Origin of the sequence: Blautia sp. DFI.3.45 (assembly GCF_020593505.1) — a bacterium.
Classification (GTDB): domain Bacteria; phylum Bacillota; class Clostridia; order Lachnospirales; family Lachnospiraceae; genus Blautia_A; species Blautia_A wexlerae.
Genome location: NZ_JAJDMI010000026.1, coordinates 40,695 through 52,771, shown reverse-complemented (window position 1 = coordinate 52,771; position 12,077 = coordinate 40,695). Strand labels below are relative to the sequence as shown.

Here is a 12,077-nt window from a genome sequence, read left to right as displayed (position 1 = left end):
AGGGAAATAAAACATGCGTTTTGTGCAATTTTTATTTTTCAGACACGCTCTAGTAGCTGACCGATGAAAATAGGAATCAGATACTCTGCCTTCAGCGGATTGCCCGGCACTTCCTTTTCAAAGAACTCTTTGAATCCTTCCTCCAACACAGCCAGGAAGTCAGGAGTCAAGCCCCACATGTTCATGGAAACCAGAGAATTCACATCGACAGCCACACCGTCTGCCTCTGCTCCGGTTGCAGTCTTCACGATATTCTTTGTTTCCACAACCTCAGTCAGGTTGTTATCCTCATCCATCTTGCAGATACCACGGGTCACACCGCCATTATCGGACAATGTGTTCTTCAGCACAAATCCCGCCATGCAGGACTTGCCACCATTCACCAGATACTCATGGACTGCCTTGAAACCTTCTTTTCCATAGTAATCATCTGCATTGATTACAATGAACGGGGTCTTTATTACGCTCTTTGCTGCAAGCACAGCCTGACCAGTTCCCCACGGCTTTGTACGTCCTTCCGGCAGAGTTCCCGGAATATCGTTAATGTCCTGAAAAGCGTAATCCACAGTTACATTATGAGCAGAGCAAATAGCTGCGATACGATCACCGATGACCTCTTTGAATTCCTTCTCGATATCCTTACGGATAATAAATACCACATGATTGAAACCAGCCTCAATCGCATCATGGATTGAGTAGTCCATGATGATATGGTTGGCATCATCGACCGGTTCCAACTGTTTTATTCCTGTTCCAAATCGGCTGCCGATTCCGGCCGCCATGATAAGTAATGTTGTTTTCATAATCTCTCTCCTTACTGTGCTCGTGCTGCTTTTATCGGACATACCTTAATGCACTGATGGCAACGAACACATTTACTTTCATCTATCTGCGGATACTCAAAGCCTTCTTCGTCCTCGACCATAGAAATAGCCTCTTTCGGACAGATGGCATAACAAGCTGTACATCCACAGCATTCTTCCTTTCTTTTATATAATACTGGTACTTCTTTTTCCACCATTCACAACAACCTTCCTATTCATTTCACTATTGCCATAACCACCTAATTCTTTTATTTTTATTTCCAGCCCAGACGAGCAATGCAGACAATAAAAATGCAGACACACCAACAAACGTAAATTTATGTATTCCTTCTGGGAAACAAACTGCTAATGTTGGAAAACATTCAAACGCTCTGACAAAAATATAATGGCACAGAAACAGTAACGTGCTCATAGATCGGAACCATTTTCCCAAAGATCCAATATGCAAAGGTAGCATAATAACTGACTCAACTACAAGCACCGACACAACAGGTAGCAACAGTTTTCTCCATTCGTACTGAAAGTACACTCCCACAACATAAAGTATAAAAGCTGAGATTGTGCAAATGAATACTGTTTTTGTTTGAGGGATTTTCTGGATTAGCGTCCCAAGCATACAATAAAACATCCCCATAAACACACCATTTTTTATTGTCTTTCCCCAAATCATATAATACAATTTCCAAAATCCTGCATATCCATTGACAGATGCCACATCCAACTGTTTTTGAACAAAGATACCGGCAATAAAGAATACAACTCCTATCAACATGATCCAAGTATCGTTAATTTTCGATTTCTTCAATATCAAAATCAGAATCAATCCAATCAGTAATGCATTCAAATACCATAGCTGCGCATCACCGATAAAAAATACGGTTCTGAACCACTTCAAAAGTACGCCAAGCATACTACTTTTACTCAGTATCAACCTGCTCGGTAAAAGCACAACTGACCAGACAAAATATATTTTCAATGTTTTCAACAGATAACTTATCGCATATTCTTTTTTCTGAGCTTCGTTTTCTAGTTTTTCAATTCTGTTAAAAAAGAAATAACCTGCCACTATAAAAAAAAACGGAACCGCTAAGCTATCAAAAGAATTAACAATACTTGCTAAAATCGGATGTACGACCGTCCCCCCCCGCATGAATATGAATAACCGCAAAAGCGAAAACAAATTTAGCCAGATCGATACTATCCATTTCCTGCTTGTTTAATGCTTTTCCACTCATAAATACTCCTTTCCTCAAGTTTTACTTATTAAGTGCTGTATTTTTCGTTTTGCTCTTCTCAGAACCTTCTTTATATAATTTGCAGTTCCATTGTCCCCATATGCTCTGGCAATATACGAAAAAGATTTATCATTCACATCGTTCCAAAACTGTTCTCTTCCCTCTGGTTTTGGAAATGGGGCTTTCAAAGGTGGTTGCATACTATCTTCAATTCTTGTGCTCTTCCACTTCAATTCAATCTTCACATTTTCAAAGATGCTATCAGCCTTTTCATTATTAACTAGGACCAATGACACTCCTTTATTATCATCGAATTCCGGAGCAGCCTTTTCGATTCCCCAATAATCTGCTATCGTAATATCTCCTGGATGCATGATGGACTTATATGGACATTCATAACAACTCGGTCTAAGAACCATGTGACCATAGAAGAGATTCTTAAAAATCGGGCTACTTACATTTTTTCCATTATCAAACCAAATGGTTTCAACATGATCTTTCCATCCGAAATCCTTCTTGTTTCTAAAGTCAACCTTAACAACTTTTCCATGATTCTTATGTTCCTGCCATCTAAGGTACTTATCCCAAACAACAGGACTCGGAACTCCATGACAGACAATATCTATGCATATAAGGTTGTCATAATCTTTACCAAGAAAATGCTTTAATCCAGCGACTTGACAAGAAGTTCCAGAGAATAGCACCTCTCTTTTTGCATTCAAATCTTCCTGTACTTTCTTATATGTATCTCCCATTTTACTTTGGATATACTTTGAACCACGCATTTGATTTCGTCCATCTCTGCTATCAGTTCTCACATGAACAGCATGAAAATCATCAGTTAAAACGCATCCATAAACAGTACCACCATCATCCAAAACCAAGTCTGACAATGCCGTGAAAATACCACCAGAACGTGAAGCTGCCCTGATTTCTTCGTCTTTATGCTTTACAGCATATACCTTAGGCTGCGACCAATTCATTATGCCGCCCTCCTTTCGGAGTAGTCAACATAATAAATCAAATCAGGATTTAGGGTTTGCCCCCCCCCGATTGATATTAGCTTAACAAGCTTGTTTTTGATTTTCGTTTTTAAGGGAGTTGTTCCATATTTTTTCATAACGAAATCCACTCCTTTCCTTTGATAATCATTCCAAAATTCATCTCTCTGCTCTGATCTTTTAGTAGGAGCTTCCAAGTTCGCCTGCCAGCATTGTTTTGTATCGCTTAGTCTATACTCCAACTTCACTTTGACTGTCTCAAAGAGCTGCTCTCCTCGGTCTGTGTGGATCAGGAAGATTGAGTTGCCTTTTTCATCATAGAAGTCCGGAATTGTTTCCTCAATATGCCAGAAATCTCCGATTGTCATATCCGTCTTTCGTTCAGTTGTCGCATACGGACATTCATAGCAGGACAGACGTAATGCACATTGGTTATAAAAGACTTTAACATAATCCTTTATCAGATGCTCCTGACCGCCAGCTGTTACATATGCCGTCGGAGCTTTCCAACCATTCCGCTTATCCTTAAATGTCAAATATGTAATCTTCCCATACTTTTTCTCAGCAGACTCAGCATATTCTTTCCAGAGCCTTGGACTCGGCGATCCATGACAGATAATATCAACTATCCATACTCGTTCACGGAATCCCTTCATTTCCGCAAACTTACGAAAACCATCGGCCTGACATCCCATGCCGACAAAAAGCAATCGTTTTTCCGGATGATTAATCAGCCAGTCCTCTGCGATCTTATAGATTTTTCCTGGCTTGCTCTGCATATATTTAGAGCCAATAGACTTGTCACGTTCTTCTCTGTTTTCGATTAGTTGAAACTCAGTGGCGTGATCTTCATAATTGTACACAGCGCAAACCACGGCATCACCGTTATCCAGAAAACAATCCGAAAGAGCTACAAAAGCTCCACCGGATGAACTGCGTAACAGAGAAGCCCTATCTTTCAATCTTCCAGCATAAACTTTCGTTTTCACTTCTGTTATCAAACTGCCACCTTCTTTCAGCGGTCTATTACTGCCGCCATTTTTATCTTGTCAACTATCATCAAAAAAATCAATGTTGTAATGTAAACCACGATTGGCGCAATGAACTTATAGATGCCGTACACACCCACTTTATGGGCAACCATACCAATACAGGTAATAAATATCGGATGCAAAATGTAAAGCCATGTGGAATATTTTCTTCCAATCAATGCTAGTGTTTTATTACTCCCATGACATTGCAAGGTAAATAAGAATACCGTAATAGCCAATAAGGTCGTACTGATATAATGATCTCTTGCTGAATTAACATTAAGGCTAACCAGAGCAAATCGTTCAAGCAGTGATGTCGCAGAAAACACAATCAAGAAAATAGTCAAGACTTTCTTTTTGACTTTTTGCCCAAATCCATTTCTAATCAACCGCCCTATACAGAAATAAGGAATACCAACGAACAAGAAATTGCGGACAAGGATATAAGGAAATTCTCTTCCAAGCAACAGAACAGAATATTTTCCTAGAATTAAATCTCCCATCAGTAAAAACGGTGCCGCAAAAACAAGGCATTTTTCGATTTTCAGCTTATCAAAGATGTGCATAATAATCAGCACATACAGGATTGCTCCCAAGTACCAAAGATGCCCCTTCAGCGGAGACTCATTGAAAGCTATAAATTTCAGCACATTTTCAATCGTAAATGTATCAAGCAAGAAGCTCATGTTTCGGCTTAATACGGCATAAAAAGAATCCCACAGCAGATAAAGTACATTTGCTTCAAGTACCAATTTAAAAATCTTTTTTATCTGCCGAGTCTCGCCGTTTTTTTCCTCGACATCAAAGTAGAAGTATCCGGTTATCATAAAGAATACTGGTACAGCAATTCTAGTCAATGCTGTAAAATATTTTCCAATTACTCCCGGAAACGGTACATGAATACAAACAATCAGAAAAGCACAAGTTGCTTTCAGAATGTCAATATTATCTGCTCTGCTCTCAAGATTGTCCTCCCCAACTCACACTATTTCAAGTTTTATTTTCCAAGACGGCTCTTCACCAGATTTACACCCGATTTCAGCATGTCCACATTAGTTAAAACTGCATAAACTGCAGTAATACAAAGTGCTGCAAATTGGATCATCCTATTTCCGCAATAGTATGTTCCTATGAGCATCCCACCAATAAGGACACTGCCAATAATAATAGGCTTTCTAATTTTCATGTGTACAGTTTTATTTACGTCAATATAACGAACAATAAACATTGAAAGAAAGGCAATCAGCGTTGAAAGGGATGCTGCAAACACTTGTATCTTGTTAATTAAAATCAAATCGACTGCGATGTTAATAATAGCCGCTGAGATTGATGTGTACGCAATCTTTTTTGCGTTTTTTTGTGCCACATAGACACAACTATATAATCCAACCAATACACGGAAAAGCATCGCATACATTAAAATCAAAATCTGATTATATGCAGCGCTGTATTTTAGATTAACCATTATGGGAAAAACAAAAGGCATACAGGCAACAATACCAAAACAAGCCGCTGCAAATAACTTGAACAATGATGTCATTGTTTCTGTCAAAAATTCATCCCTATCTTCATCACCATAGTGCAATGAAACTGTTTCTGTCCAAGATAAATTTAAGATATTATAAAAACTTATAAATACATTTGGAAATTTGTTTGCAACAGAGTAAATTCCATTTGCTGCTGTTGTAAGAAAATGTGCAATAATTGTTCGATCTGAAGCATTTACAACCCACCAAGCCAAATTATTTGGAATTAGCGGAATGGAGTACGTTCCAACACTTTTAAATATACTCAGGTGAATATTTTTTGGAGAAATATATTCCCAGCATTTTGATGCGAATATCAAATAAATTAATGTAACAATCTGTGCAGATAACGTGGAAACAAACAATCCTTGGAGTCCCATTTTCAAAATAACCAAAGCAATAACATTTAATATTGTCGTTGTTGTTGCCGAGATAAAGGATGCTACCGTATATTTGACACTTTCTCCTAATCCCCTTACAAACTGCAAGAACAGTGCTGTAAATACCTGTAAAATCACATAAAGCAAAAGGAAGTATGCATTTTCGATATGTAATTTGGGAGTAATTATTAGATACATACCAAAATAGACAACAGATTGTATCATACTAGAAAACAACAATGTTGACAAAAGTTTGCTTTCTTCTTCTTTGTTCCCACGGTAATCTAACATAAACCTAAATAGTCCTTGATCTAGTTGCCAGTTTACCAAAGGCAATAATAAAGCTGAATATGTGACTAATAAATCAAATGTACCATACTCTTCCGTTGATAAAATTGCCGTATATAAAGGCAGTAGGAAAAAGCTAATACACTGCGTACATAACTTTCCCACTGTCAGTATGGCCGTATTTTTTGCTAATTCTGTTTTACGACTCATTAGTATCTCCTATAACAAGTTCTGCCTTGATATGTGGCTATAAAATACCAAGGCAGAACTGCTTATTTTAATATCCTATCAATGTAATCCAGTGACCTGTGACGTTCGTTGTCCAGTAGTAAATTCACTACATTCCATTCAATTTTTGGTATGTTCAATCCATTTGCAGATTTTCCTTTTACAAGTCCACATTTCTCTAACTTGAAAATATTGAGAATATTAAGAACCCTATCTTTTCTTTCAATCTCTGTTTCCACATAAAAAGGTGTGTTCAAGATAATAGAAAAAGCTGTAGCATGAAACGAATTTGTTACTACACATTTTGCACCTGCAATCCACTGCAAAAATTCTGCTGGGCCTGCAGCTCCAATGTGCTTAACATCACGATATTTAAACCACGTTTCCTGATCCCACAACATAAGAAGTTCATAGCCTGTTTCTTCGCTTAATTTTTTAGCAAACTCCAGCGCCGGTTCAGCGGTCTTACTATATCCCATTTTGAAAAAAAGGATGTAATCTTTTTTTACTGGCTTTGCCGCCAAACGCAACCAATTGCTTTGGGTTGTGAGGAAAACCGGATCTAATACAATTTCAATGTTTTTTTCTTTTAATCTTTGATTAAGAGCCTCTTTGGATGCACTTTCTCTTACCGAGATATTCTTAAACCTTTGAAGACACTGAATCATTTCATTCGATTCATCTGTTGAAAAATCAGCACCGCCTGTACTTGCTGCGTAAGCTATTTTTTCTACTGAGTCATCGATCTCCGGCAGAAAGTAGTGCATATCATGCTCAGTAAGATTGTAATTCCATACCTGATCCGAACCTACAATAATTTTTTCAAAGGAGTTGCAAGTCTTCTCAAAAGAATCTTCACTTTGGCATTGTCCTGAACAAATTGTATTTTCTTCTCTGAATGACTGAAACTTTGAATTTCGCTTGATCTTATCCGGAATTCTCAGTATGCTTTTAATAATAACTTTCGGATGCTTACTTTTGAATGGGCTAATTGAATAATCCTTATAAATAAACTCTGGCTCATAATTTATAAGTTCACATTCTGTACCACCATGTTCTATAATTGTCTTTTGTAATGATACAGCCTGTAGCAATGCACCAAAATTATTTGCAGAATGAAAAGTTAATATACCAATTCTGCTCATACATTTTCTCCCACGAATTCTTTCTTACATTTCTCTAGTACAGCAGCAATAACCTGATCCATATCGTAGTACTTGTACTCGCCCAGACGACCGCCGAAAATCACTTTATTCTCTGCATCTGCCAACTTCTTGTACTCAGAATACAGCAAGCTATTCTTAGCATCATTGACCGGATAATACGGCTCATCCCCCGGTTTCCATTCACTGCTATATTCACGGCTGATGATAGTTTTCGGCAAGTCATTTCCATTCTCATCCTTGCCGAACTCGAACCACTTGTGCTCGATGATTCGGGTCCACTGCGTCTCACGGTCCGTGTAGTTGACGGCAGCATTGCCCTGGAAGTTCGGCTGGTCGAGCAGCTCCGTCTCGAAGCGCACCGAACGGTACTCGAGGGTGCCCAGCTTATAATCAAAGTAGGCGTCAATGGGGCCGGTGTAGACCACCTTGTCAGCCAGCGCATCCAGCTCGGACTTGTGCTCCTGATAGTCCGTATTCAGGCGCACCTTGATGCCGTCCAGCAGGTTGGCAATCATCTTGGTGTAGCCGCCGATTGGGATTCCCTGATACAAGGCATTGAAATAGTTGTTGTCAAAGGTCAGGCGCACGGGCAGGCGCTTGATGATGAAGGCGGGCAGATCTTTGCAGTCGCGGCCCCACTGCTTCTCGGTGTAGCCCTTGATGAGCTTCTCATAGATGTCACGGCCCACGAGAGAGATTGCCTGTTCTTCTAGGTTTTTCGGCTCGCCGGTGATTTCCTTGCGCTGCTCCTCAATTTTGGCGGCAGCCTCCTCCGGCGTAACCACGCCCCACATCTTATTAAAGGTATACATGTTGAACGGCAGCGAGTAAAGCTCGCCCTTGTAGTTGGCTACAGGCGAGTTCGTAAAGCGGTTGAACTCGGCAAATTGGGTGATATAATTCCAGACCTTTTTGTTGTTGGTATGGAAGATATGTGCGCCGTACTTATGGACGTTAATGCCCTCAATGTTCTCGGTATAAATATTGCCCGCAATATTGGGGCGTTTATCAACAACTAATACAGATTTGCCATGTACCCTTGCTTCATGTGCAAATATTGCTCCGTAAAGGCCGGAGCCTACTACTAAATAATCATATTTCATATTCTACCTCGCATATTTGATGTAAAAGAGATGTTAATTGCCACTGCGACTGCATAGAAACAAAAAGTCGAATCATATATAGGATTTCCTGTCATTCCATATAACAACACAAAAAATTGAATTGCAAACGAAACCGATAAGGCTAATTTTATACTTGTCAATTCGACATCACGTTCTTGATGACTAAGAAAATTAATATTTTTCCATGTTATTACTATACTTGATGCCATTGCCATAATAAACACACAGAAACCTAAAAGTCCTGTTTCGCATAATAATTCAAGGTATATATTATGACACCCAGCAGTGGCACCCGTTAACGTACTCAAGCCGGATTTATATCGAAATCCATACCATCCGATTCCCAATATTGGATTTTGATTAAAAATAGAGCGCGCCCTATCCCACATAAGAATCCGCAATAAACTTGCATTATCAGATCCGGCTGTTTGAAATCGTTCAAATACTCTTGCAATATCTGGAACATAATCCATAAGAAAATTCAATCCTATCAAAGCAGCCACCGCTGCCATCATGAGCTTGAAGGATTTTAACAACCTTTTTTCAGGATTAACAACATAATAAACGACTATTAAAGTTGCTACGCCGAAAAGCAAATGTGCTCTTTTAGATGTAAGAAGAAGTGCGATAACTGTAGCAATACCAGCTATCATTATATATTTTCGCTTCTTTTCGTGACCATTTAAGGTCAAAAATACAGCCCATACAGTCAATAAAACTATTGTAATATATGTTCCATTTTGAGAGTAATGATCTGCAAGAGCCGCTCGATACCCATACAATCCGTCTTGTGTTCCATCTTGATATTGTTTGTAAGTTGTATTAATAAAAAGCTGATACAATCCATTATTCACAAAAAACAAAAGAGTTGCAATAACATTTGCTATTCCTACTGCTGTTATTATTTGGGGTGCCTTTTTTATCCAATCACAACTTTTAACGCTGGCAAATATGAATAAGTAAGCGCCTATTAATCTTATTGAATTGTAGTAGCCTCCACTCAAAAATTCTTGATTTCTAAAAAGCACAAAGAAAAAACAAAGCATCCAAGGTATAATAATACTTCTTTTCTTATAATACAGCGGTAATAATAAAGGTATCGCTCCAGAAAGAACCAAAATATATAGTCTCGCTTTATAAGGCAAAACGAACTGAGCAATCCCCCAATAATTTCCTGCAATCAGCAGCGTAATTAAACTTAGCGTTATAAATAATGTGTGATTAATTTTTACTTTCATTTCTACTCCCGTCCTCTATATCGTATTTTTTTCTTTTCACCAATTTCAAGCAAGAGTAGAAGTATAACGCAATATTCTTATCATACAAAAAAAACTTCAGTCTCTTTTTGAACGGTTGAGTATTACGTCTGTTTAAAACTTCGATCCATGGAGCAGTATGTAAAACTTTTGAAAATTCAGACACTTTCTTATTGAATGGGTCAGTATTTTCCTCTGCTAAATATGCTCTAAAACATATATGTTTTAGCTTCATAAGTAACCAATCTGTATATGCGGCATGCACAATGCCTGTTGAAGCACCATACTTTTTTTCCAGAATATCCACTGGAAGAGTTAATTGTCCCACGATTTTAGGATTATATTTATTCAACACACTATAATCATTTTGAATATAATAATACCATTTTTCATAAAGCATTCCAATTCGGTAATCCTTAGAACTATTTAACATGGTTAATGCCCAAATAGTATCTTCGCCAACTGCAACTCCTGGGATAAATTGATTTTCCAGTGCAATCTCCTTCTTCAGGAAATGTGCCCAACATCCTTCTCCATTAAATTCCCATCCATCCTGATCAGGTCTCCACCTCTCACAGCTTTTTGAAAAAATATGACACTCCAATTCTTTTTTCTTATGATCATCCAACAGTTCAAATTTTACGTTCTTTTCTCTACTTGGAAAAATACTTGGCCTTTTATCTGTTGTATTTATCATTCCAACTATAACATCACAATCATAATCCTCAACAGCTTGGACCGCGCTTTCTAGTAACCACGGAGTTAATATATCATCACCATCAACGAATAAGATATACTGTCCTGTTGCTTTATTCACTCCAAAATTACGAGCTACTGAGACCCCTTCATTTTTCTTGTGAAACACACTTATACGAGAATCTAACTGAACCAACTCATCTAGTCTATTACCGTAATAATCTTCACTTCCATCATCAATAATAATCACTTCAAAATTGGGGAAAGTTTGAGCAAGGATACTATCCAAACATTTTAATAAATCTTCATATTTTGTATTAAAAACCGGAATAATTATACTTACTATCATCGGTTAACCCTCCCCATATCTTCTATTTGATGCGATATTCTGCCAAACCAATTCGCTCACAATTTTGTTTTCTACCGTTATACCACATCAACAGTTTGTTTTTTTGTTTATTTAAAACAACCGTAGGCTTGTAAACTGCATCTGCATCCCAGGATTTTTTTTCTGGTGAAATAACAGGATTATCCATACTTCTAACCCAATTATGTATTCCGTCATTTGACTCTGCCATACAAACTCTAGCTGTATCCACATTTTGATATCCAATGTAGAACATATAGTATCTATCATTTTCCTTCAAAATATCGCATCCGCCTACCTTGCATTGATCATACTTTTCATTCGACTTTTCAAGTATAGGGTTATTTGCATACCTTTCCCAGTTAATGCCATCTTTACTTTCCGCATAGCAAAGAACATCTGGTTCAAATTGCTCACCAGCTGCATACCACATTTTAAAGATTTTTTCATCTTTGTCCCAGAGAACACACGGATTCATAACCGAGCCTTTTTCGTATGGCTCACTCGGAACAAGAATTGGTTTTTGTTGCATTCTTGTAAATCGAATGCCATCATCACTTGTGGCGATGCCTATTGCACTATTATTTCTACTTTGTCCAGTGTACCACATCAACCATTTTCCATCTATTTTACAAACAGAAGCGCGATTAACCCGTTCTTCCCAGCTTCCCTTATCCCCTGCTTCTAAAGCAACTTTCCATTTTTCCCATTCTGTACCATCCGTAGAATCAGTACATATTATTCCGCTATTTTTTCGTTCCGAGACAAAAAGGCGGTATCTATCTTCTATCATTACTACAAATGGATCAAACACGGAGGCTGTCGTTTCATCGCCAAACACTGGCGATCCATATTTTTCCCAACCTCCCTGCTGAGGAGCGTAATCATAAGTTGCTTTTTTATTATGGATATATTCAATTTTTCTTCTTACCTTTGAGAATACGCTGCTCATCAA

12 protein-coding genes are annotated in these 12,077 nt (G+C 38.1%); all 12 read right to left on the bottom strand.

What is annotated here, in order from left to right; all coding sequences use genetic code 11:
* Positions 1-38: 38 nt before the first annotated feature.
* On the bottom strand, positions 39-803 hold the full coding sequence (locus LJE09_RS10655) for a sugar phosphate nucleotidyltransferase (protein ID WP_227311307.1): 765 nt from the start codon (positions 801-803) through the stop codon (positions 39-41).
* 11 nt (positions 804-814) lie between these two features.
* Positions 815-1,021: a 4Fe-4S binding protein gene (locus LJE09_RS10650; RefSeq protein ID WP_179985298.1), complete on the bottom strand. Its 207-nt coding sequence runs from the start codon at positions 1,019-1,021 to the stop codon at positions 815-817.
* A gap of 26 nt (positions 1,022-1,047) precedes the next feature.
* A complete protein-coding gene (locus LJE09_RS10645) occupies positions 1,048-1,974 on the bottom strand; it encodes an acyltransferase family protein (protein ID WP_227311305.1) in 927 nt (308 codons plus the stop codon).
* 99 nt (positions 1,975-2,073) lie between these two features.
* Positions 2,074-3,042, bottom strand: a complete 969-nt coding sequence (locus LJE09_RS10640) for a Coenzyme F420 hydrogenase/dehydrogenase, beta subunit C-terminal domain (RefSeq protein ID WP_173702756.1) — start codon at positions 3,040-3,042, stop codon at positions 2,074-2,076.
* Positions 3,042-4,061, bottom strand: a complete 1,020-nt coding sequence (locus tag LJE09_RS10635; RefSeq protein ID WP_173702755.1) for a Coenzyme F420 hydrogenase/dehydrogenase, beta subunit C-terminal domain — start codon at positions 4,059-4,061, stop codon at positions 3,042-3,044. The genes LJE09_RS10640 and LJE09_RS10635 overlap by 1 nt, the downstream gene beginning before the upstream one ends.
* A 14-nt stretch (positions 4,062-4,075) precedes the next feature.
* Complete coding sequence (locus LJE09_RS10630; protein ID WP_207739571.1) at positions 4,076-5,026, bottom strand: acyltransferase family protein; 951 nt, start codon at positions 5,024-5,026, stop codon at positions 4,076-4,078.
* Positions 5,027-5,088: 62 nt separating this feature from the next.
* Positions 5,089-6,495 carry a lipopolysaccharide biosynthesis protein gene (locus LJE09_RS10625; protein ID WP_195455123.1) on the bottom strand — a complete coding sequence of 469 codons (1,407 nt, stop codon included), beginning with the start codon at positions 6,493-6,495 and terminating at the stop codon, positions 5,089-5,091.
* Positions 6,496-6,557: 62 nt separating this feature from the next.
* Complete coding sequence (locus LJE09_RS10620) at positions 6,558-7,658, bottom strand: polysaccharide pyruvyl transferase family protein (RefSeq protein ID WP_055058503.1); 1,101 nt, start codon at positions 7,656-7,658, stop codon at positions 6,558-6,560.
* Entirely contained in the window at positions 7,655-8,782 is a 1,128-nt protein-coding gene (glf, locus tag LJE09_RS10615) for a UDP-galactopyranose mutase (RefSeq protein WP_173703725.1), read from the bottom strand. The genes LJE09_RS10620 and glf overlap by 4 nt, the downstream gene beginning before the upstream one ends.
* A complete protein-coding gene (locus tag LJE09_RS10610) occupies positions 8,779-10,041 on the bottom strand; it encodes an O-antigen ligase family protein (protein ID WP_173703724.1) in 1,263 nt (420 codons plus the stop codon). The genes glf and LJE09_RS10610 overlap by 4 nt, the downstream gene beginning before the upstream one ends.
* Positions 10,025-11,104, bottom strand: a complete 1,080-nt coding sequence (locus LJE09_RS10605; RefSeq protein WP_173703723.1) for a glycosyltransferase family 2 protein — start codon at positions 11,102-11,104, stop codon at positions 10,025-10,027. Before LJE09_RS10605 ends, LJE09_RS10610 begins: the two co-directional genes overlap by 17 nt.
* A 22-nt stretch (positions 11,105-11,126) precedes the next feature.
* A complete protein-coding gene (locus tag LJE09_RS10600) occupies positions 11,127-12,074 on the bottom strand; it encodes a family 43 glycosylhydrolase (protein WP_055058507.1) in 948 nt (315 codons plus the stop codon).
* Positions 12,075-12,077: the final 3 nt, after the last annotated feature.

Coding starts and splice junctions, on each gene's coding strand:
- LJE09_RS10655 (WP_227311307.1), bottom strand. CDS start 803: ATGAAAACAACATTACTTATCATGGCGGCCGGAATCGGCAGCCGATTT.
- LJE09_RS10650 (WP_179985298.1), bottom strand. CDS start 1,021: ATGGTGGAAAAAGAAGTACCAGTATTATATAAAAGAAAGGAAGAATGC.
- LJE09_RS10645 (WP_227311305.1), bottom strand. CDS start 1,974: ATGCGGGGGGGGACGGTCGTACATCCGATTTTAGCAAGTATTGTTAAT.
- LJE09_RS10640 (WP_173702756.1), bottom strand. CDS start 3,042: ATGAATTGGTCGCAGCCTAAGGTATATGCTGTAAAGCATAAAGACGAA.
- LJE09_RS10625 (WP_195455123.1), bottom strand. CDS start 6,495: ATGAGTCGTAAAACAGAATTAGCAAAAAATACGGCCATACTGACAGTG.
- LJE09_RS10620 (WP_055058503.1), bottom strand. CDS start 7,658: ATGAGCAGAATTGGTATATTAACTTTTCATTCTGCAAATAATTTTGGT.
- glf (WP_173703725.1), bottom strand. CDS start 8,782: ATGAAATATGATTATTTAGTAGTAGGCTCCGGCCTTTACGGAGCAATA.
- LJE09_RS10610 (WP_173703724.1), bottom strand. CDS start 10,041: ATGAAAGTAAAAATTAATCACACATTATTTATAACGCTAAGTTTAATT.
- LJE09_RS10605 (WP_173703723.1), bottom strand. CDS start 11,104: ATGATAGTAAGTATAATTATTCCGGTTTTTAATACAAAATATGAAGAT.
- LJE09_RS10600 (WP_055058507.1), bottom strand. CDS start 12,074: ATGAGCAGCGTATTCTCAAAGGTAAGAAGAAAAATTGAATATATCCAT.